Origin of the sequence: Sulfurimonas sp. RIFOXYD2_FULL_34_21 (assembly GCF_001830805.1) — a bacterium.
In the GTDB taxonomy this organism is placed as follows: Bacteria; Campylobacterota; Campylobacteria; order Campylobacterales; family Sulfurimonadaceae; genus Sulfurimonas.
The window spans coordinates 221,443-242,643 of record NZ_MICH01000010.1; the positions used below are offsets into that span (position 1 = coordinate 221,443).

Annotated in this window: 17 protein-coding genes; 15 read left to right on the forward strand and 2 right to left on the reverse strand. The window is 36.7% G+C overall.

What is annotated here, in order from left to right; translation table 11 throughout:
• Positions 1-29: 29 nt before the first annotated feature.
• Both aguB and A2530_RS06780 read left to right on the forward strand, forming a co-directional pair.
• Entirely contained in the window at positions 30-881 is an 852-nt protein-coding gene (gene aguB, locus A2530_RS06775) for an N-carbamoylputrescine amidase (protein ID WP_294884890.1), read from the forward strand.
• Between the two features lie 170 nt (positions 882-1,051).
• Positions 1,052-1,852 (forward strand): J domain-containing protein, encoded by an 801-nt coding sequence (locus A2530_RS06780; protein ID WP_294884888.1) that lies wholly within the window; start codon positions 1,052-1,054, stop codon positions 1,850-1,852.
• Here the strand turns inward: A2530_RS06780 and A2530_RS06785 are convergent.
• Together A2530_RS06785 and A2530_RS06790 are read right to left on the reverse strand one after the other, a co-directional pair.
• Positions 1,845-2,786, reverse strand: a complete 942-nt coding sequence (locus A2530_RS06785; RefSeq protein ID WP_294884887.1) for a DUF234 domain-containing protein — start codon at positions 2,784-2,786, stop codon at positions 1,845-1,847. The genes A2530_RS06780 and A2530_RS06785 overlap by 8 nt on opposite strands.
• Positions 2,787-2,798: 12 nt before the next feature.
• Positions 2,799-4,067 carry a DNA polymerase IV gene (locus A2530_RS06790; protein WP_294884885.1) on the reverse strand — a complete coding sequence of 423 codons (1,269 nt, stop codon included), beginning with the start codon at positions 4,065-4,067 and terminating at the stop codon, positions 2,799-2,801.
• 769 nt (positions 4,068-4,836) lie between these two features.
• Here A2530_RS06790 and A2530_RS06795 point away from each other — a divergent pair.
• The 13 genes from A2530_RS06795 (at position 4,837) to A2530_RS06855 (ending at position 21,200) form a co-directional block, all read left to right on the forward strand.
• A complete protein-coding gene (locus A2530_RS06795; RefSeq protein ID WP_294884883.1) occupies positions 4,837-6,033 on the forward strand; it encodes an AAA family ATPase in 1,197 nt (398 codons plus the stop codon).
• A gap of 34 nt (positions 6,034-6,067) precedes the next feature.
• Positions 6,068-6,538 carry a hypothetical protein gene (locus A2530_RS06800; protein ID WP_294884882.1) on the forward strand — a complete coding sequence of 157 codons (471 nt, stop codon included), beginning with the start codon at positions 6,068-6,070 and terminating at the stop codon, positions 6,536-6,538.
• Positions 6,531-7,376: a deoxyribonuclease IV gene (gene nfo, locus A2530_RS06805; protein ID WP_294884880.1), complete on the forward strand. Its 846-nt coding sequence runs from the start codon at positions 6,531-6,533 to the stop codon at positions 7,374-7,376. Before A2530_RS06800 ends, nfo begins: the two co-directional genes overlap by 8 nt.
• Before the next feature lie 72 nt (positions 7,377-7,448).
• Positions 7,449-9,185: an ATP-binding protein gene (locus tag A2530_RS06810; protein ID WP_294884878.1), complete on the forward strand. Its 1,737-nt coding sequence runs from the start codon at positions 7,449-7,451 to the stop codon at positions 9,183-9,185.
• Positions 9,186-9,279: 94 nt separating this feature from the next.
• Positions 9,280-10,989: a lysophospholipid acyltransferase family protein gene (locus tag A2530_RS06815; protein WP_294884877.1), complete on the forward strand. Its 1,710-nt coding sequence runs from the start codon at positions 9,280-9,282 to the stop codon at positions 10,987-10,989.
• Positions 10,990-11,250: 261 nt separating this feature from the next.
• Positions 11,251-11,640 carry an NAD(P)H-quinone oxidoreductase subunit 3 gene (locus A2530_RS06820; protein WP_294884875.1) on the forward strand — a complete coding sequence of 130 codons (390 nt, stop codon included), beginning with the start codon at positions 11,251-11,253 and terminating at the stop codon, positions 11,638-11,640.
• Complete coding sequence (locus A2530_RS06825; RefSeq protein WP_294884873.1) at positions 11,622-12,131, forward strand: NADH-quinone oxidoreductase subunit B family protein; 510 nt, start codon at positions 11,622-11,624, stop codon at positions 12,129-12,131. The genes A2530_RS06820 and A2530_RS06825 overlap by 19 nt, the downstream gene beginning before the upstream one ends.
• Positions 12,131-12,937: an NADH-quinone oxidoreductase subunit C gene (locus A2530_RS06830; protein WP_294884871.1), complete on the forward strand. Its 807-nt coding sequence runs from the start codon at positions 12,131-12,133 to the stop codon at positions 12,935-12,937. Before A2530_RS06825 ends, A2530_RS06830 begins: the two co-directional genes overlap by 1 nt.
• Before the next feature lie 14 nt (positions 12,938-12,951).
• On the forward strand, positions 12,952-14,190 hold the full coding sequence (gene nuoD, locus A2530_RS06835; protein ID WP_294884869.1) for an NADH dehydrogenase (quinone) subunit D: 1,239 nt from the start codon (positions 12,952-12,954) through the stop codon (positions 14,188-14,190).
• Positions 14,190-14,411: an NADH-ubiquinone oxidoreductase subunit E family protein gene (locus A2530_RS06840; RefSeq protein ID WP_294884868.1), complete on the forward strand. Its 222-nt coding sequence runs from the start codon at positions 14,190-14,192 to the stop codon at positions 14,409-14,411. Before nuoD ends, A2530_RS06840 begins: the two co-directional genes overlap by 1 nt.
• Positions 14,412-14,425: 14 nt before the next feature.
• Positions 14,426-16,459: an FAD-dependent oxidoreductase gene (locus A2530_RS06845; protein ID WP_294884867.1), complete on the forward strand. Its 2,034-nt coding sequence runs from the start codon at positions 14,426-14,428 to the stop codon at positions 16,457-16,459.
• A gap of 12 nt (positions 16,460-16,471) precedes the next feature.
• Positions 16,472-18,721 carry an NADH-quinone oxidoreductase subunit G gene (locus A2530_RS06850; protein WP_294884866.1) on the forward strand — a complete coding sequence of 750 codons (2,250 nt, stop codon included), beginning with the start codon at positions 16,472-16,474 and terminating at the stop codon, positions 18,719-18,721.
• Positions 18,714-21,200 carry an NADH-quinone oxidoreductase subunit G gene (locus tag A2530_RS06855; RefSeq protein WP_294884865.1) on the forward strand — a complete coding sequence of 829 codons (2,487 nt, stop codon included), beginning with the start codon at positions 18,714-18,716 and terminating at the stop codon, positions 21,198-21,200. The genes A2530_RS06850 and A2530_RS06855 overlap by 8 nt, the downstream gene beginning before the upstream one ends.
• Position 21,201 lies beyond the last annotated feature (1 nt).

Genomic DNA, 21,201 nt, shown 5'->3' on the forward strand with positions numbered 1-21,201 from the left:
TATAAAATCTGTAAAAAATTGAGGTAAGTATGGTTAAAGTCGGTGCAATTCAGATGAGTATGAGCGAGGATAAACTTTCAAATATAAATAAAGCCGAAGAGTTGGTTAGAGAAGCTTCAAAAAACGGCGCTCAAATCATACTTTTACCTGAGTTGTTTGAGGGTCTGTATTTTTGCAAAGATATGAATGAAAAATATTTTTCATGGGCATCACCAAGAGAAGGAAACCCTCTTATAGAACGTTTTGCAGCTTTGGCAAAAGAGTTACATGTAGTAATGCTTATAAGTTATTTTGAAAAGAGCGACGAGGGTTATTTTAACTCTTTGGTAGTTGCAGACGCAGATGGTCGAATAATGGATAATTATCGTAAAACGCATATCCCCGACGGTCCGGGATATGAAGAGAAATTCTATTTTAAGCCCGGAAATAGCGGTTTTAAAGTTTATGATACCGCTTATGCAAAAATAGGTGTGGGTATATGCTGGGATCAGTGGTTTTGTGAAACGGCAAGAGCTTTGACTCTTATGGGTGCAGAGATTATTTTTTACCCGACCGCAATCGGAAGTGAGCCTGAAATTCATCTCGACTCAAAAGAGCACTGGCAAAGAGTTCAAATGGGACATGCCGCTACAAACACAGTTCCCGTCGTAGTTGCAAACCGTATCGGAGAAGAAAAAGGCGATATATGTACTCTTAATTTTTACGGTTCATCTTTTATAACGGACTACACTGGAGCAAAAATCGCCGAAGCATCCAGAGATAAAGAGGAGATAATTTACGCCTCTTTTGATATAGAAGATAACCAAAAACAGCGTCACTACTGGGGACTTATAAGAGATAGACAACCTAAAGCATACTCAAAAATATGCGAGTTGTTTTAATTTACTCTAAATAATTATGTTTTTAGATTGCCGCGCTTCTAACGAAGCTCGTAATGACTGCCATTGTGAGAAGTTTGCGACGAAGCAATCCATGCTTAATCATAACACTCAATTAGGTTGGAACTATTTTTGCTTTAATTTGCAAAATAATCCAATAAAGGTCAGAGTAGATGGAGATTGTACTACGCAATAATCTTATTCTTATTACAACCGACTTTGATACGTTAAATACGCAGTGGATGCGGAGTTTTTTAAATAATCATTCAAGAGGTATGCTGTTTCTTTCAAAAGCAGTATTGGTTTTTAGAAATGAGACTCTAAAAGAAGCCAGAGAAGAGTTCATAAAAGAGTTAAGTCAATATCATGCGGCTAGACACGATTTTTCCCATGAATTTTTCTTACGTTCTATGTTGAAATTTGGAAATCAGCCAATTAGAGTAGAGTTGAATAAATCGGAAGAACCTCAGGTTGTAGAAGTAAATTTATATGCCTACGACAGCGATACAGTGCTAATAACGCTTGATTATCCTAACTCATGGGTTATGAGTTATCTTCGCTCACAATTGGAAGTATATGTTGAAAAAGGTACGGATATTTCACTTGTAATCGATGTTTCAGACTATAAGGCGAAAGAGAGATTGGAAAAGGCTTTAAACAAACGACATGTTTTGCATTACCAAATCAACTACAACTACAATAACCGTTTCATAAGCAAACTCTATAGTGATTTTGCAAATTTTAGTTTTGGAAATTTATGCAAAGATGAAGAGGATGAGCAAAAAAATCATTTTTACGCCATCTTGCAGTGTCCTATAGGAGCGAGTCAAGACGTGCTAAGAAACAGTTATAAGAGACTTGCAAAAGCTTATCATCCGGATAAGATTTTAAAAGAAGCTCCTCATATGATAAAACACTACACACAAAAATTTCAGCTCTTGCAAGAGGCTTACTCGGCACTTCGCGTTATTTAAAAAGATTTTCTATAAGCTCGTCTCTTTTTGTATTTTTTACAAGTGAACTAAAATCATCGCAAGAGTAAAGCGCTAGCCTTTTACCTTGATTTTCTTCTAACTCTTTAGAAAACCCCCTTTTTGAAAACAGAACTGCTTGAGTTGGTTCAATATCTAGTTTTTTGCACTTATCCAAAAGCTTGTGCCATTCGCTTTTATTTACTTTGTGGTTTGTCCATTTGCACTCTGCGGCATATACTTTTTCATTTTGTGTGATAGTTAATATGTCTATCTCGACGTTTGCATCCCAATAACTGCCCGAACTTAAAATTTGTGCATCTCTAAGATTATAATTTAACAAAACTTCCGATAGCTCTTCAAAAACCAAGCTGGTGTAACTATTTCGCCTAGTTTCAAAATCCTTTAAAAAGTTTTCATACTTTTGCTGTTCTATCTCTTTTGCGTGAGGTGCTATAAAGTAGAACCAAAATCTTATAAACGGATGTGTAAAAAGAACTTTGTGAGATATTCGATGTCTTGCTACTTCTCTTTTTAGTTTGCCTGAAGGATTAAGAGAGCGAGCCGGTTCTTCACGTGAGAACTCTATCTGGATTAGACCTTTTTCCTGTAAGAAATTCAAGGCACTGCCGCCGTTTGCGTTATTAAGTCCTGCTCTGTTAAAGGCGGAAAATATTTTCCTGTCGCCTATCGCCAAAGCGCGCAGAAGTCGCAAACATCCTTTGTCGGCGAGAGTTAAATCTTCTATTTTTTTTCTAAGTTTTGCATAATCGTTAAGCACTAACTCTTTTATTAAAATAGTTATATCTTTGCTAGTATCTATCTCCCAACCCAGACCGCCAAAAATTGAGAAATACTCAATCTGCTTTTCCATATCATCGGGAAAATTTCTTAAATAAAAGGAACGAAATTGTTCTAAGAGTCTGTTTTTTAACATGTACTTATTCTATCATAATTCACTTCCCCATTTCAACATATCTATGCCGTATTTTTCTCTAATACTTTGTGAATGTTGTGTCAGTTTGTGCATTTTTTGCTCTTCGGCAAATCCTATAAGCGACAACTCTTTTTTTGACTCTCTGGTAAAACTTGAACAGTTTATGCTAATTCTTATTACATGTAGTCTTTTGTACGTGTCGGCTTCATTAAAGAGCGACAGACATAATGAGTCAAACTTCTTCTCCGTGAATATTTCGCAAAGGCTTATATTTTTATGAGATTTTTGATTCATTTCATAAGCGATTCCTAGATGAAAAACTGTAGGAATTACCTGAAGTTTCATTATGGCAAAACTTAGATGTCGTGCTAGAACATGTACTCTTCTTCTTAATTCGCTGCGTTCATATAGCGGGTCAAATGTTCGTGAAATGCCGATAGATTTTCTTACATGTTTTGTTTGTATCTCATCATCACTCTCTGCGCTTACCCTTGCATACAGCTCTTTCGCATAAGGCCCCCAAGACTCAACCGTGCCACGTCTATTTTTTAAATCTCCGAGCGTGTGGATTTGAGCAAGGCGGAGTTTTTCTTTCATGCTTTTGCCGATTCCCGCAAACTCTCCTACGGGAATATTATCTATGAAACTATCCGTCTCATGAGCATAAACTACTTTACAGCCAAACGGTTTTGCATAAGTGGTTGCAAGTTTTGCAATGTAGCGAGTTTTTGCCGCGCCTATTGAGACGGGAAGCAATATGCTCTTTTTTATCTCATGACGCAAATCATCTATGAAACGAGGCACGTCTTCGTCTTCTATCCAACCCTCTAAATCTCCGTAAAATTCATCAATGCTTGCCTGTTCTATAAGAGGAATTTTAGTTTGTAAAAACTCATGAAGTTCATGCGAGAGCTTTTGGTAAAGCGACATGTTGGGTGCTTTTACAATCAGGTTTGGGCATAAACCAAGAGCCTCTTTTATGCTCATGGCAGTTTTTACGCCGTAACGCCTTGCCTCATAAGAAGAAGTTGTCAGTATGCCTCGCACTCGCCCGTCTTCGTCTCTAAAAGCATCTATATCATCTTTTTCTTCATACGCTTTGTAAAAAGTAGGAACGAACGAACCGGAGTTTTCAAAGTTTACCGTCTGCTTTTTATCTTCTTTTGAAAAAATCTTTGTATCGCTCCGTCCGCCTATGGCAACAGGTTTTCCTTCTAAAAAAGGCTCTTTAATCCTAGCGGCACTTACAAAAAAGCAGTCTATATCTATGTGTATTTTCATAAGTGCAATTGTAGGTAAATTTATACATGTAGGTTTAAAATATGGCAGATTGCAAAGAAATATGGCAAATTATTTGCTTTTTATTTTTGAAAATTTTTTGTGTTACAACTCAAAATAGACAATGTTATAAAGTATGCTCAAAAAGGTAATTTTGTCGTATATGATTTGTATGTTTTTAAAATAAACTGGCATTTTTTAAAAAAATAAGTAGTACAATTTGCGTCCAATTTTTAAGAATGGATACAATATTAACATTTTTCACTTATCACAAAAATAAAAAAAGAGATTTATGAAACTAACTTGGATTGATAGGTTACAACTATTTCATACTGTAATTTTTTGGAGTATTATAGTAGTTGGAATGCTGAAAATTAGTCATGTACTCATCTTAGAATGGGGAACATTGGTACAACTTTGGATTTTAAATATATTTGTTTATATATTTTTATCAATAGCGAATTATTTAAGACTTAATATAGTTTTCATATATGTGTACCTATTTTATATGAGTTTGTATGTTGTGATGATATATTATTCATTCCAAAAACAGTGTTAGCGTTTGATTTTTATTTATATAAGACTTCTTGCATAACCCATTATAGTAACCATAAAGCCCTCTCAGAGTTTATAAACGCACAGATGCTTTATCTTTGTTAGCCATTTTATCCTCAAGGCATCTCTTTTAGGCATATTCTAAATAAAACTAAAAATGTCAACCAATTATAAAATATATGCTATAATCTCTTCAATCAATTGAAAAGAGGATGACATGTCAACTACTCTATCACTAGAAAAACTCTATGAATTTTCAAACCTTTATTTCTCGCTTCCAACACCTGCTTTTAAAAGATACCTTTATAACCAAATAGATTTTTCATCAAAAATGATAGGGATTTTGGGACAAAGGGGAGTCGGAAAAACTACACTTATAAGACAACTGGCTCAGAGTTATGATTTGCCCTCTTCTAAGATTCTTTATATCAGTGCCGACAATATAGTAGATAGTTTAACCGACATAGCAAAAGAGTTCAGTGTTTACGGTGGAAAATTACTTATCATCGATGAGATACACAAAGCTGATAATTTTGCTCATGAACTTAAAACCATCTATGATTTTTTGGATATAAAAGTGATATTTTCAGGCTCATCGGCACTTGAGATAGAAAATTCCAAAGTAGATTTAAGCAGAAGAGTTCTTTTTTATGAGTTGCACTCTTTGTCTTTTAGAGAGTTTTTAGCTATCAAGTTTGGTATAGAACTGCCGACATTCTCGCTTGCCGATATATTGCAAAGTCATCAAGATATAGCTGTTAAAATTACAAAAGAGTTTAAGCCGCTTGAATATTTTGCTCTTTACAAAGAGTTTGGTACTTATCCGTTTTTTACAGAGGGTGAAAAGGGGTATAAACTAAGACTTAATGAGATAATCAACATAATTCTCGATAGCGAAGTAGCCGCTATTTACAATGTGGACAGCGATAAGATAAACACCATCAGAAAACTTTTGCATCTCCTTTGCAGCAGTGTTCCAATCGAACTTAATATTCAAAATATAGCACAAAGTGCAGGAGTAAGCAGAAATACTCTTTACTCTTATTTGTACTATTTGCAAAAAGCAAATCTTATTGAAATCATAGGCGGAAATTTTGCAAACAAAAAACTTCTCAATAAACCGGATAAGATATATCTTGAAAATATAAATCTTTATAATATTTTGTGTTCAAACCAAAATATCGGAAGCTTAAGAGAGAGTTTTTTTGTGTCACAACTCAAAATAAATCATGCTATAAAATATGCCCAAAAAGGCGATTTTATCGTAGATGATTTGTATGTTTTTGAGATAGGCGGTAAAAACAAAAGCTTCGAGCAAATCAAAGATATTACAAATAGTTTTGTAGTAGCTGATGATATCGAGATAGGATTTAAAAATAAAATCCCGCTTTGGCTGTTTGGGTTTGTTTATTAGCAGATTTGTAATTTTATGTCGGTACAATTCTATTATGAAATATATATTATTGACGGCTCTTCTTTTTTTTAGTGCATGCAGCGTTAAAAACTATGAGCAGACGCAAACAAAAATCATCACTATAAAATCTCCTAAGATTAAATATTCGGATGCGGGATATCTTAGAAACAGCGGCAAAATATTGGAACTAGAACTATTTATTGCAGGAAAAAGCATAGAAAAAATCACAGTAAATCATCTGATTTGTACCAGTGAGGGATGCATGAGCAAAAGTGGTTTTAACAAAGATTATCTACATGTATCGTATCCTGATGATACTATGCAAAATATGCTTCTCTCACATGTTATTTATGACGGAAAAAATCTTACCAAAACGGCAGACGGATTTGAACAACATGTAAAAAATGAAGACGTAGATATAGTTTATAAAGTAGATGCACGCTCGGTCTATTTTAAAGATAGAAAAAACGGCATTATTTTTAAGATAAAGGACACGGATGAGTAAATTTGTAGGAGCACATGTAAGCGCAAGCGGCGGCGTTTTCAATGCGGTAGAAAATGCACAAAAGATAGGCGCAAAAGCATTTGCTCTTTTTACCAAAAACCAAAGACAGTGGAATGCAAAAGAGTTGGACGGCGAAACGATAGATAAGTTTAAAAAGGCTTTGCAAGAGAGCGGTATCTTGCCTCGACATGTACTTCCGCATGACTCATATCTCATAAACCTCGGACATCCTGAAGATGAGGGCAGAGAAAAGTCACTTAACGCCTTCATTGACGAAGTGCAAAGATGTGAGCTTTTGGGACTTGACAGACTTAACTTTCATCCGGGAAGCCATCTAAAGAAGATTAGCGAAGATGAGTGTTTGGCTAAAATATCCGAGTCTATGAATATAACGCTTGAAAAGACAAAAGGCGTGAGCTTGGTTATTGAAAACACGGCAGGGCAAGGGAGCAATCTTGGCTGGAGATTTGAACACTTAGCTCAAATCATAGATAAAGTTGAAGACAAAAGCCGTGTCGGAGTCTGTATAGATACATGTCATATGTTTAGCGCAGGGTATGATATAAGAACAAAAGAGGCTTACGATAGGTCGTGGAGCGAGTTTGAAAAAGTAGTCGGTTTTAAATATCTGATGGGAATGCATATCAACGACTCAAAGGCAAAATTCGGCTCACATGTGGACAGACACAACTCTTTGGGCAAGGGCGAAATCGGTCTTGATGCGTTTAAGTTTATTATGAACGATGAGAGAATGAATGATATTCCGCTAATTCTTGAGACAATTGATGAGAGTATCTGGGCAGAAGAGATAGCACTTTTATACTCTTTTGCAAATTAAGCAAGTTTTGTATAAAATCAACGCCTAACTAAAAAAGGTGTTGGCAGTATAGTTTAAATTTTAAGGAATTATTTGGAAACGTTAATAGATTTTTTAGAGGCAAAAGATGTAGAGAAATCTCTGATTTTTGCTCAACTAAAATGCAGTAAAACGGAAGCGTTGTTGTTACAGGCTTTGGCAAAAAGATATATGAAGGGCGAAGACGATGTTTTGATACTCGACCTTTTGCAAGAGATTTACGGCGATGAAAAGTATGAGTGGATAAAGCATTTAAAAGAGGTAAAACTTCTTTTAGAGCTTGGATGGCTTCATCAGCAGAGTTTTACTCCTATGAAAATTTCCGAAGTCACACCCTTAGAGCTTCTAAACAGCGCTATTGGTTTATCTCCTTCACTTTTAAAAATACTTCAAGACGGTGCTATTGAGAGTGAACTGCCCGATATCAAGCCATATTCAGACCATTTAGAGTATCTGCAAGACCAGTTTCTTCGTATTGATCTTTATCAAAAGATGAGTGCTATCCGTCAAAACGTTCATGAACACTCACTCGGAATTGACAGAACACAAAGTAAGCTCAAGCTCTTGGAAAAAAGGATAGAAGACAGAGTAGAGCAGACTTCAGGAAAACTTGTTCTTGATAAATTTTTTAAGCAAAAAAAGATGGATTCAAAGGAGCAGGTAATTTTTCTAGCACTTCTTCGTGAAGAGTATAGCGCTACCGATGCATCACTGCGTGAGATGAACACTTTGATAGAGCTGATATCTCTTGATGAGTATGAACGCATAAAAAACCGTTCGCTTTTAGAAGACGGCTCTCATCTTATAAATGACGGAATAATAGATTATGAAGAGATGTTAAATCCTTTCGGCGGTATTTCAAGAGCTTTTTATATTGTGGATGAGGTTCTTCAAAGCATAATTCATCCGCAAAAAAATAAAAAAGTCCGTCGCATAAAACTAAATACTCTAATTGACGAGCAGGATATTTTTGAGCTAATCGACCCTGAGACATCGCTTGAAGACGTAGTTTTGGCAAACGAGACGCAAGAGACTCTGAAAAATCTTATGAGACAGCTTGATAAAGAGGTTATAAGCAGACTTGTAGAGTGGGGCATAAAAGACAAAAAAAGCGGTATTGACGCAAGAATCATCTTTTACGGTGCGGCAGGAACCGGTAAAACCATGACTGCATACTCTCTTGCAAAATCATTAAAACGTCAGGTTTTAGCGTTTGACTGTTCAAAGATATTATCCATGTATGTAGGCGAGAGCGAGAAAAATGTTCGTAAAATCTTTGATACTTTTTATGAATTGTGCGAAAAAACAAAAACTGAGCCTATTCTTTTGCTAAATGAAGCAGACCAGTTTTTGGGAGCGCGCTCAAGCGGAGCAAACAGCGGGGCGGATCAGATGCATAACCAGATGCAAAATATCTTTTTAGAGCAGATTGAGAAGTTCAAGGGTGTTTTAATAGCTACGACAAATCTGCTTGAAAACATCGACAAAGCATTTTCAAGACGATTTAACTACAAAATAGAGTTTAAAAAACCAAATAAAGAACAGAGACTCTCTTTATGGAAAAAGATGCTTCCGCTAGATGCTCCTTATGCTAAAAAATTTGACGTAAATCTTTTAGCAGATTATAGTTTAACGGGCGGACAGATAAATCTAATCATAAAAAATACTGCTTACAAAGTCGCGGTGAGGGAAGAACCGCTCTTTTCTTTGGAAGATTTTGAACAGGAAATCAAAAAAGAGAAAGATGCAAGTTTTGATAGCGAAAAATCTATGGGGTTTTTAAATAAATAATTTTTTGTAATAAAACCGTAACCTCGTAGTAACATCTTTGTAACATATATCGTGCAAAATTTCGGCATAAAATATGTTACAAGGAAACAGAGTTATGTCAGTTAGCGTAGAGAAATATTTCACCCACAACTATCCTACTTTTGAAAAATTGCCTAGTCTTGCCCGCCTTGGGATAATCTCTCTTTTTAAAAAACTTTTTCACGAAGATGAGGTAAATGATGTTTTGGCAAAAAACAGACACCTTGACGCATTTGACTTTATAGAATTTGTTCTTGAGTATTTTAATATTGATATAACTATATGCAAAAATCAGCTCTCAAGGATTCCATCATACGGCAGAGTTGTAATAATAGCAAACCATCCTCTTGGAGCATTAGACTCTCTCGCACTTTTACATGTAATAAAAGATGTCAGAAAAGATATAAAAATAGTTGCGTCAAATTTTTTGAGTGAGTTTAAAAATTTGGACGAGATACTTATACCTATTGAAAATATCAAAGGCAAAATGCAAAGAAACTCTATAGAGAGTATATACAAAGCACTGGAAAATGAACAGGTAGTTATCATATTTCCATCCGGCGAAGTAAGCCGTGCAAGACCAAACGGTATAAAAGATACGAAATGGAAAAAAGGGTTTTTAAAAATAGCCCAAAATACAAAATCGCCGATACTGCCTATCTATATTGACGCTAAAAACTCAAAAACATTTTATCTGCTTTCGATGATAAACAAATCTTTGGCAACCGCAACTATTCCGCATGAGATGTTTAAATACTATAATAAAAACATAGCATTTACAATAGGTAAATGTATCCCTTTTGAGAGTTATCATATTACGGGTATAGCAATTTCTGACAGAGTGAAGCTATTTCGTAAACATTTTTATAAAATTGCCAAAAAGGAAAAAGGTATTTTTAAAACCGATAACGGGATTGCATTGGCAGAAAATAGACAGGAGCTAAAAAAAGAGCTACAAAATGCAAAATCTATAGGTGAAACGATAGACGGCAAAAAGATATATCTATATGCAAACGCACAAGAGAATGTTCTTATAAAAGAGATAGGAAGACTTAGAGAGATTAGTTTTCGTCAAGTAAAAGAGGGTAGTCAAAAGAGTAGAGATATAGATGATTTTGACTTCTGTTATGAGCATATTATTCTTTGGGACGATAAAGATTTGGAGATAGTCGGCTCTTATCGTATAGTAAAAGCCAGTGAGATGGTAGATGCATTCGGTGTTGAGGGGTTATATACGTCAACTCTTTTTGAGTACAAAGAGGAGTTTAATAAATATCTATCTAACTCTATTGAACTAGGACGCAGTTTTATCCAACCCAAATATTGGAATTCAAGAGCACTTGATTATCTATGGCAGGGAATAGGAGCTTATCTCAAATCAAATTATGATATTAGATACTTGTTCGGTTGTGTCAGTATCTCGAACTCATACAGTGATGATGCTATTGCCTTGCTCGTGTTTTTTTACATGAACTATTTCGGCGCAAAAGTAAAAAGTGTAGAGCACCGTGAAAGCTATGTTTTATCCGAGCCAAACAAGAAAAAGTGTAATGAATTATTTTTTAAAGACAGTTATGAAAAAGATATTTTGATTTTAAAACATGAACTTAAACTTATGGGTTATTCTATTCCAACACTTTATAAACTCTATAGCGAGCTTTGTGATGAGGGCGGAGTCGAATTTATGGATTTTGGAAGAGATAGAGATTTTGAAAACTGTATTGATGGTTTTTTAGTAATCGACGCGGATAAATTAAAGCCTCTAAAAAGAAAACGCTATTTATAAAAATTGTGTTACATATTAGAATAATAAGATTCTAATATACTAAAATATGTTTCTATAATACACACTAACTTTGATACATAAAAAAAATGTGTAGTATTTAGTAACAATTGCTCCCCTAAATATTGCCTTAATCTTTTATTTAATACTCTTTTTGATACAATCCTCACAACTGTTTTTTCTAAAAAGGTATAAAAACATTTAAACGTTATGGTTTATGTTTTTATGCGTTTGAGAACAACAATAATTAAAAAGGTAGGTTATATGGAGCATATAGTGACTTCAAATCCGTATTTTGGGGTATTTGTACTTTTTCTTATAACGTTTGGTGCGTTTACGATTACGACTATTGTCGCTCGTTTGGCAAGTCGTGCGTTAGCAGCTAAAAACAGTGAAAAAATAAAATTGTCAGTTTATGAGTGTGGACCTGAGGTTACGAAACAGCCAAACAGAATCTCTCCTCAGTTTTATCTATTTGCACTGCTTTTTTTACTTTTTGACGTAGAGATAGTTTTTATGTTCCCTTGGGCAGTTGATTTTAAACTACTTGGATGGTTTGGTTTTGCCGAGATGTTAATGTTTATACTTCTCTTAACAATCGGTTTTGTATATGCATGGAAAAAAGGAGCGCTTGAATGGCACAACATAAAATAAATTATACGCAAAACGGCGGTTTGCCGGTTGCACTTACAAGTATTGATAAAATCGTAAACTGGGGTCGTTCAAACTCGCTTTGGGCGCTTACTTACGGACTTGCATGCTGTGGTATCGAGATGATGGCATCGGGTGCTTCAAGATACGATTTTGACCGTTTCGGGACAATCTTTAGAGCTTCTCCTCGTCAGGCTGATGTTATGATAGTTGCGGGAACTTTGACTAAAAAACATGCTGAGTTTATCAAAAGACTTTATGATCAAATGACAGAGCCTAAATGGGTTATCTCTATGGGTTCATGTGCAAATACGGGCGGTATGTTCAATACTTACGCAACTGTTCAGGGAGTTGATAGAATTATTCCTGTTGATTTATATCTTCCGGGTTGTGCTCCTCGTCCTGAAACTCTTCAATACGGTGTAATGCTATTACAAAAGAAGATTCGCGCAAATCAGGCTTCAAGAGCGCAAAAAGCTAAAAGGTTGATGTAATGAGAGCTTATAAACCTAAAGACAATGTACAAGCAAAGCCGTACTATACGGATAGATTTTATGTATCTCCGCAAGTACCTAAATATGAAGTCTCAAGCGATGAAGTTTTTGCTCATGATTTAGAAGCTATTAAAGCGAAATTTGAAGTGCTTGATGCATATATTCAAGTCGGGCAGATGGTTGTTTTTATAAATCCAAAAGACAATTATAAAGTATTGGAACTTTTAAGAGATGAGTGCGAATATACACAGCTCTCAGAGATGAGTGCTATTGACTGGCTGGCGGGTAGAGGCGGTTTTGAAGTATTTTATCAGATGCTTAGTATGAACAAACGCAAACGTCTTCGCATAAAAATGTTCATCAAGAAAGGCGAAGCCGTAAACTCCGTAGAAAAGCTATTCCGTAGTGCAGACTGGTCAGAGCGTGAGATGTTTGATATGTTTGGAATAGAAGCAAACGGACATCCGTTTATGAAAAGAATCCTTATGCCGTACGATTGGCAAGGACATCCTCTTTTAAAAACTTACCCGCTTCAAGGTGATGAGTTTGCCGCATGGTATGAGGTTGATAAAATTTACGGAAAAGAAGCACGTGATATTATCGGACCTGAACTTCGCGATACTGCTAAAGTTGACAGATATGACAGTGAGAGATTTGTGCGTTTAGGGCATGAAGTGCCTAAAGGTACTAAGATTACCGGTAACGAGCCTAAAAATGAGCAAAACTATCAAGAAGAGGGCGGTGTTTTCATGATTAAAAAATTCGATAAAAAAGATTCGGTCGTTATTGACGATCCTCAAAGATAGGTGGAAATAATAATATGCAAGTAAAAAATAGATTAAACCCGTTTTTTGAGAATATCACTTTTGACAGAGAAGACAATGAGATGATTCTAAACTTCGGTCCTCAGCACCCTTCTGCTCACGGACAGTTGCGTTTAATGCTTCATCTTCAACAAGAGATGATAGTAAAAGCTCATCCTGATATCGGATATCTTCACCGCGGTATGGAGAAGATGGCTGAAAACATGATTTATAATGAGTTTATGCCTACAACCGACCGTATGGACTATATTGCATCATCTGCAAACAATTACGGATTTGCATTGGCGGTTGAAAAACTTATCGGTCTTGAAGTGCCTCGCCGTGCAAAAGTAATCCGTATGATGCTTTTAGAAATTAATCGTATCATGTCGCATCTTTTTTGGTTGGCTACAACGGCGCTTGATATCGGTGCGATGACTGTTTTTCTTTTCGCATTTCGCGAGAGAGAGTATCTTATGGATATTATTGAAGGGTATTGCGGAGCTAGACTTACACATGCAGCAATACGTATAGGCGGTGTTCCGTTGGATATTCAAGATAGTTTTATAACTCAATTAAGAGTATTTTTGGACAAACTTCCTCAAAATATTAAAGATTACGAAGACCTTCTTGATACAAACCGTATCTGGCTTATGAGAATGGAAGAGGTCGGAACTATTTCAAAAGAGATGGCACTTTCATGGGGTTGTTCAGGACCGATGCTTAGAGCTAGCGGTGTTGCTTGGGATATCCGCAAAGAAGAGCCGTACGAGCTTTACGATGAAGTAGAGTTTAAAGTACCTTACTCTGACAAGGGCGATAACTTTGCAAGATACCGTATGTACATGGAGGAGATGAGAGAGTCTGCTAAGATTCTTCGTCAAGTTATAAAGATGTATCAGCAGTGTGTAAAAGACGGACAAACCGAGTTAATGGCTCATGCACCGAAATATGTATCAGCTCCAAAGCTTGATATCATGACTCAAAACTACTCTTTGATGCAGCACTTCGTTCTGGTTACTCAAGGTATGAGACCGCCTGTAGGCGAGGTTTACGTAGCAACCGAATCACCTAAAGGAGAACTTGGTTTTTATATCAACTCTCAAGGCGGGCCATACCCTTACAGACTAAAACTTCGTGCACCGTCGTTTTGGCATACGGGAATTTTAACAGACCTTTTACCGGGACACTATATTCCGGATGTTGTTTCTATAATCGGTACTACTAACATTGTATTTGGAGAGGTTGACCGCTAATGAAAAGATATGATTTAAGACATTTAAAAGATGGTTTTGAACCTAGAATGAAAGAGATTCTTGGAACTCACAAAAAAGGTGAAGTTGCAATCTTTTTATTTGAAATTGGGGATTTTACGCCTATTCAAAAATCGGCAGATTTAGTAAAAGAGTGTGGGTACGAGTTACTTAACTCCTTAAAGTTTAACGAAGTCGATTGGACTATCGTGACAAAAAAATAGGTAGGATTTGAATTTTGAGTAAAGTATATTTTTCTACTTGGAACGGCGAGTTTGTTAACAATGTCAACACGCCGCAAGAGGAGTGGAAAGAATCGGCTTATAATCTACCTGCACAGTATGACAGCCACCGAGAATCAAAAGCTTTTATAGGTTGGGACGGTGTCGCACTTTTTGATAAGGACGTGGATGTTATCCGTTTAGCGATGGAGTATGCAGCGCAATATCAGGAGTACTCTGAAGCATGTGGAAGATGTGCACCTGGAAGATGGGGCGGACGGATTTTATATGATCAGTTGGACAAGATTGCACGCGGTGAAGGCAGTATGGCTGATTTGAATCATTTAAGGGAAATTGGCAAAAGTATGCAAATCACTTCAAAATGTGAGATTGGAAAAACAGTTCCAAATCCTATTATTGACTTGATGACGCACTTTGAAGATGTTTTTATGGAGTGCATAAATGAACAAAAACCATCTAAACATTACCATGAACAAATCGGATATATCGCAAAAATAACTTCACCGTGCAGCGACGCTTGTCCTTCACATGTAGATATTCCCGGTTATATCGAAGGCGTAAGAGACCTTAGAATGGATGACTCTCTTATGGCTACGCGTCAAACTATGCCTTTAGCTCATGTTTGCGGTCGTGTTTGTCCACATCCTTGCGAAGAGGCTTGCAGAAGAACAAATCTTGACGAGCCGATTTCTATTATGTCACTTAAACGTCTTGGTGCTGATTGGGAGAGCGATCATGGTTACGACTTTTTTCATCCGATGGAGAAAAAACCTTCTAACGGTAAAAAAGTAGCAATCATAGGGGCAGGTCCTGCAGGGCTAACTACTGCTTATTATTTGGCTGCTGAGGGCATTGCTTGTGATGTTTACGAAGAACTTCCTGTTCTTGGCGGAGAGGTTGCCGTGGGTGTGCCTGAATACAGAATGCCTATCGGTAAGTACAACAAAGATATAGAGTGTGTCAGAGATATGGGTGTTAATTTTATAGTTAACCGAAAAATTAATGCAGACGATATGCGTCGTTTTGAGAACGAGTATGATGCTACTATGGTTGCAACTGGTACAAGAATCTCTAAAAAAGTCTATTGTGAGAATGAGAGAGCCGATATTAAAGGTTACTGGAGTGCGATAGATTTTCTTGATAAAGTAAATCTTTACGAAAAGTACGGATATAAAATCTCAAAAGAGGATCAGGAGAAAAATCTTTTAACTACTGATTTTGTTGATTTGACCGGTAAAACGGTTGTTTGCGTAGGCGGGGGATTTACATCTATGGACGTCGTGCGTTGTGCGATTCGTGCAAATGCTAAAAAAGTTTACATGATATACCGAAGGGATGAAAAAACAATTATCAAAAACACGACTTATGAAGAGTATCATGAAGCCGTTGAGGAAGGTGTCGAGTTTTTATTCCACTCTGCAGTGGCCGAGATGAGAGATGAAGACAATATTTTAAAATCGCTTCTTGTAGATAAATTTGAGCTTGTTCCAGATCCAAACGGCGGTCGTGCAGAACTTGTCAAAGTTGAGGGTGCTTCATACGAAATTGAAGCTGATTATCTTATTCCTGCAGTTTCGCAATCGGCTGATTTGAAACTTTTGCCTTCTGAATGGGAGATAGCAATGACGTCATGGGGTACGATTAAAACAAACGGCAAAGATTACATGACGTCTCGCAAAGGTATTTTTGCATCAGGGGATTGTGAATACGGTCCTATGACAATTGTTAATGCAGTAGGTCAAGCAAAACGTGCCTCTTCGGTAATGAGCAGATATGTTCATTCTGGCGAGATTACATTGAGTGATGATGAGATTATGGAAGACCATCTTAAAAAACTTCGTGTTTATGATAAAAAAGGCAAAGTTACTGGATGGCTATCTGGCGTGCCTCGTCAACACTCCACGGTACTTGATGTTGAAGATAGAAAATACAACAACAAAGAGGTCAATCTAGGTTTTACTCAAGAAGAGGCTATAAGTGAAGCAGAGCGTTGTATGCGTTGTTACTATATCGCAATGGTTCAGGCGTAGAGGATGAGAGATATGAATAAATTGACTAATTTTAAAATTAACGGTATCTCGGTAACTGCACAAAAGGGCGAAACAATTTTAACTGTTGCCCGCAAGAATGGAATCTATATTCCTACTATGTGTTATATATCTAAAACTTCTCCATGTGCATCATGTCGTATGTGTGTTGTTGAAGCAAGCGGAATGGATGGTTTTATTCTTAGCTGTAATACGCCTCCTGTTGAGGGTGTAGAGATTACGACAAACACACCTGCGCTTGAAAATGAGCGAACAAATATTATGAAGCTTTATGATGTAAATCATCCTCTTGAGTGTGGTGTTTGTGACAAATCAGGAGAGTGTGACCTGCAAAATAAAACTTTGGAGTTTAACGTTAGTCGTCAAAACTTCTCGGCTCGCGATCAGCACCGTCCTATCAAACATTGGGGACTTGTAGATTATGAGCCTTCATTATGTATTATGTGCGAAAAGTGTGTACATGTATGTAATGAAGTTATCGGAGATGATGCTATTGAGGTAAAATTCGGCGGATACAGCTCGACGATTATCCCAAAAAATTCAGACACGCTTGATTGTACTTTTTGCGGAGAGTGTATAGCCGTTTGTCCGGTAGGCGCACTTACAAGCAGCGGTTTTAAATACAGAGCAAATGCATGGGAGCTTGAGCGTGTTCCTGCTACATGTGCACACTGTTCGGCAGGCTGTGCGCTTGAGTATGAAACAAGACACAGTGCTATTAACGGAGCTGATGAGATATATAGAGTTAAGAACAACTTTGAGTTTACTTCACTTTGTGGAGCTGGACGATTCGGATTTGATTTTGATAATAGAACTTCAATGGATGAAAGTTCGTTTCATAAAGCTATTGATGCGCTAAAAAATGCAAAAGCTATTAGATTTTCTTCGATAATTACCAATGAAGAGGCTCATATATTAGAGCTTTTAAAAAATAAACTTGGAATAAAACTATTCAATGAAGATGCAAGAAAATTCGCTGAATTTATGAACTCTTACAGTTCTGTGAGTGGAAAATTACACCATAGTGGCTCACTTGATGCTATCAAGCAATCAGATGCGGTAATAGTAATCGGAAGCAGAATAGCAACGGATAATCCAGCTGTTAGATATGCACTTACAACGGCTTCAAAGCATAACGGTGCAAAAGTAGTTTATGCACATCCTCTAGAAGATGTTTTAGTACAAAATGTAGTTACGCAAATGATGAAATATGAAGTGGGAACTGAAGAGGGTGTTATGGCTCTTTTGGCTCACACTATATTAAGTCAAGCAGATTTAAGCGAGAATGAGAGAGCATTTTTTGATGAGCTTGACCTTGGATACTTATGCGCAGAGACAAACATAGGCGAAGAGGAGTTTGATTTTATGATGAAATCTTTCTCAAGAGCAAAAAAAAGAGTTCTTATAATAGGTAATGATTTAATTGCACATGAACGCTCAGGCAACATCGCAAAATTGGCAGCTTTGATAGAAAAATATAGTGATTTTTCTTTGGTTGTTGTTCCACGCGAAGTAAATACGCTTGGCGTATCTCTAATCAACACGCTTGATAAGGATGAAGATATCATTGATGTGGTCGGTTATAATGCAAAAGGCAATTTTGTAATATCTTCGTTAGAATTTGCTAATTTGCCAGTAGCATCATTTAATGAACAAGAGGGAACTGTTGTAAACATAGACAACAGAGTACTTCCTACAAATGTCGCACTTAGTTTTGAGGGATACACACTAAATGATATAGCAGCGGCATTTGGCATAGATAAAGAAAATACGGTTGATTATACAAGAGAATTAACTAAAAAAGCAGGATTTAAAGGTATAAATTTTGACGATTTAGAGAATTTTCTATCGCCTTTGGGAGAAGATAACCGCGGTTATATTCTTGACGAAGTTACATGTAGTGCAGATGGCGAGCTTGAAGAACTTGATGATATGCCTGAATTTAACGGCACTATTATTTATAATTCTGATCCTGTTCTTCAGTTTAACAGCTATACGGCAAAAGCCGCGCAGCTTCCTAAAGATAACTTCCTAAGAGGTTCTGCACAATTTGGCGTAGCTGCTAGAATTAGTGATGGAGATATTGTCGATGTCAGCTTTAAAGACAAGAAAATAAGAAGAGAGTTTAAGTTAGATAGTGAGCTAAAAGGAACTATAGCACTGAATCCTACATTTGACATAGGTGTTGATGGCAGCAGATATAGATTTGAAAAATCCAAAATAGAGAGAGTAGTAAATGAGTAAAATTACTATAAATATTGATGGAAAAGAGATACAAACGCAAGAGGGCGAGTACATACTTAACGCCGCTCGTGCAAACGATATCTTTATACCCGCAATTTGTTATTTGACAAGATGTAGTCCGACACTTGCTTGTCGTTTATGTCTTGTTGAGGCAGACGGTAAGCAGGTTTATGCATGTAATGCCAAAGCGAAAGAGGGTATGAGTATTGCGACCTCAAGTGAAAATATTGCTAAAGAACGCCGTGCTATTATGGAGGTTTACGATGTAAATCATCCTCTTCAATGCGGTGTTTGCGATCAATCAGGCGAATGTGAACTGCAAAACTATACTTTAGAGATGGGTGTCGATTCTCAAAGCTATTCTGTTAAAGACGTAAACAGAAAAGATAAAGATTGGGGACATATTCACTACAACCCGGGTCTTTGTATAGTTTGTGAGAGATGTGTAACTACATGTAAAGATATGATAGGCGATAACGCTCTAAAAACTGTAGCACGCGGCGCAGATGCACTTGAAGCAGAGTTTAAAGAGAGTATGCCAAAAGATGCTTATGCTATGTGGAACAAGTTAAATAAATCTCTTATAGGACTTAGTAGCGGCGAAGAGATGCTTGATTGTACTTCATGCGGCGAGTGTGCGGCAGTTTGCCCTGTAGGTGCGCTTGTTGACACTCATTTTATCTATACTTCAAATGCTTGGGAGCTTAAACAGATTCCTGCAACATGTGGACACTGTAGTGCTGGGTGTCAAATATCTTATGACGTAAAACATACAAATATAGACAATACCGATGAGAAAATTTACCGCGTTATGAATGAGTGGAACTATGTTTCTCTTTGTGGTGCGGGAAGATACGGATTTGACTATCAAAACGAAGTCAAAACAAAAGACGAGAGAGCATTTAAAAATGCAATAGAAGCATTTAAAAAAGCCGATACAATAGAATTCACTTCTACGATTACAAACGAAGAGGCATTTGTGCTTCAGTCGCTTAAAGAAAAACATGGATACAAGCTTGTAAACAAAGAAGCAAAAGCATTCCAAACTTTCTTAAATAACTACAGTGAAATAAGCGGAACTAAACTTTATGGTTATGACCTTGAAGCAACACACAATGCGAACTTTGTTGTCTCGGTCGGAGCGGCATTAAAGAGCGATAATCCTAATGCAAGATATGCACTTAATAACTCTATGACGGTAAATAAGGGAGCAGGACTTTATTTTCATCCTCTAAAAGACCCCGTTATTGAAGGACTAGGGAAAAGTATTATGACCGTGTATCATGCACCGCTTCAAGAAGAGGCCGCTTTATATCTGATTCTTGATTTGTTTGCAGATAAAGAGAAGCTGCCTAGCGATATCGTAAACTATTTAGCTTCTTTTCATTCTACAAAAACTATAACGGTTGAAGAGATAATCAAAGAAGAGATTACCGAAATAGTTAAAGTTATGAAGAAAAACGAAGAGAGCGGCGAAGAGGAAGAAGTAGAAGAAGAGAAGAAAAAAATGGTTCCTAAAAAAATCTCAAAAGAAGTTGAAGTTGATGACAACCGCCTTTTAGAGATACTCGGAGCTGATGATAAGTTTATGGAAAATTTAGAGAAAAATCTTGCTAAAAAAGACAGTTTTGCACTCATAGCAGGAGCTGATTTATATACTCATCCAAGCTCAAAAAATCTTGCTCGTCTTTTAGCTCTAATTGAAAAATACAGCGCATTTGAAATTACGATGATACCTACACTTACAAACTCACTAGGTGTGGCACTTATTTGTGAACTTGATGAGATATGCGGAGAGTACACTATCGGATATAACACTAAAGGTGATTTCACTCTATCGGCTTTAGGCAACGGTGATTTGGATATGCCTGCTATTAATCAGCAAGAGGGAACATTGACAAGCATAAACAAAAGAGTCAATCCTACAAATGCTGCAATCGGTTATAAAGGCTACGAGCTGAACGATATAGCAAACGAACTTGGAATGAAAGCCGAACATGTAATAGAGTACACCTCTAAATTGCCTCTTGACAAAGGATTTAAGGCTAAAAATTTTGATGATTTGCCAAATCATTACGATAACGACGGCACTGAACATCGTGGTTATCTTCTTGATAATGTTTCCGTTAAAACTAACGGCGATGAGAGCGTAGAGACGTTTGGCGATAAAAAATTAGAGGGAACTATTATATACATGGCAAATCCGGTAAGACAGTTTACTCCTTTTACAAACAAAGCTACCAATCTTGATGAGGTAAGCGGTGTTTATATGAGTGAAGAATTTTTGAGTAAATCTGATTTAAAAGAGGGGGAGAGCGTGAGAGTTAAAAGCGATAACGGCGAACTAATTGCAAATATCGTAAGCGATAATAAAATTAGCGGAGATATTATAGTTCTGCCGACATTTGATTCTAAAATAAATTCAGAGGCACTGTTTAGCTCATACCGCTTTGCAACAGCTTCGATTGAAAGGGTGTAGT

Excerpts from the sequence above, each read along its gene's own strand:
- A2530_RS06795 (WP_294884883.1), top strand. The coding sequence starts at position 4,837 with ATGTCAACTACTCTATCACTAGAAAAACTCTATGAATTTTCAAACCTT.
- A2530_RS06790 (WP_294884885.1), bottom strand. The coding sequence starts at position 4,067 with ATGAAAATACACATAGATATAGACTGCTTTTTTGTAAGTGCCGCTAGG.
- nfo (WP_294884880.1), top strand. The coding sequence starts at position 6,531 with ATGAGTAAATTTGTAGGAGCACATGTAAGCGCAAGCGGCGGCGTTTTC.
- A2530_RS06800 (WP_294884882.1), top strand. The coding sequence starts at position 6,068 with ATGAAATATATATTATTGACGGCTCTTCTTTTTTTTAGTGCATGCAGC.
- A2530_RS06840 (WP_294884868.1), top strand. The coding sequence starts at position 14,190 with ATGAAAAGATATGATTTAAGACATTTAAAAGATGGTTTTGAACCTAGA.
- A2530_RS06855 (WP_294884865.1), top strand. The coding sequence starts at position 18,714 with ATGAGTAAAATTACTATAAATATTGATGGAAAAGAGATACAAACGCAA.
- nuoD (WP_294884869.1), top strand. The coding sequence starts at position 12,952 with ATGCAAGTAAAAAATAGATTAAACCCGTTTTTTGAGAATATCACTTTT.
- A2530_RS06785 (WP_294884887.1), bottom strand. The coding sequence starts at position 2,786 with ATGTTAAAAAACAGACTCTTAGAACAATTTCGTTCCTTTTATTTAAGA.
- A2530_RS06815 (WP_294884877.1), top strand. The coding sequence starts at position 9,280 with ATGTCAGTTAGCGTAGAGAAATATTTCACCCACAACTATCCTACTTTT.
- aguB (WP_294884890.1), top strand. The coding sequence starts at position 30 with ATGGTTAAAGTCGGTGCAATTCAGATGAGTATGAGCGAGGATAAACTT.
- A2530_RS06850 (WP_294884866.1), top strand. The coding sequence starts at position 16,472 with ATGAATAAATTGACTAATTTTAAAATTAACGGTATCTCGGTAACTGCA.
- A2530_RS06820 (WP_294884875.1), top strand. The coding sequence starts at position 11,251 with ATGGAGCATATAGTGACTTCAAATCCGTATTTTGGGGTATTTGTACTT.
- A2530_RS06830 (WP_294884871.1), top strand. The coding sequence starts at position 12,131 with ATGAGAGCTTATAAACCTAAAGACAATGTACAAGCAAAGCCGTACTAT.
- A2530_RS06825 (WP_294884873.1), top strand. The coding sequence starts at position 11,622 with ATGGCACAACATAAAATAAATTATACGCAAAACGGCGGTTTGCCGGTT.
- A2530_RS06780 (WP_294884888.1), top strand. The coding sequence starts at position 1,052 with ATGGAGATTGTACTACGCAATAATCTTATTCTTATTACAACCGACTTT.